Origin of the sequence: Neisseria sp. P0014.S009 (genome assembly GCF_051958155.1) — a bacterium.
GTDB classification, from domain to species: domain Bacteria; phylum Pseudomonadota; class Gammaproteobacteria; order Burkholderiales; family Neisseriaceae; genus Neisseria; species Neisseria flavescens_C.
In genome coordinates, this window is the sequence record NZ_JBQCVS010000147.1 from 1 (window position 1) to 262 (window position 262).

The 262-nt window shown below is 43.5% G+C and carries 1 protein-coding gene; it reads left to right on the forward strand.

Translation table 11 applies throughout. From position 1 onward, the window contains the following. On the forward strand, positions 1-218 hold a 218-nt coding region (locus ACTHS4_RS12060; RefSeq protein ID WP_440366005.1), incomplete at its 5' end, for a hypothetical protein. Between the last annotated feature and the right edge of the window lie 44 nt (positions 219-262).

The window sequence follows — 262 nt, forward strand, 5'->3', positions numbered from 1 at the left end:
TAAATCCGAAGTCCTGGGAAATTACCCAAGAGTCCGAGGAAAACGAATTTACGAATACGTCCCCTGCTATTCAGCAAGCCGTATTCCCTTCTTTAACTGTTGAGACTCATGACGGCCGTCAGGCATTACAGAAATTGCATGAAACCGTAATTAAGCTGGCAAATGCAGCGAATATCCGTGATTTTATGGTATTTGACTACAAAATGCCCTATGGGTAAATGATGGATCTGCCTGATTTCTCAAAGCCGGAATGGCTCGGATT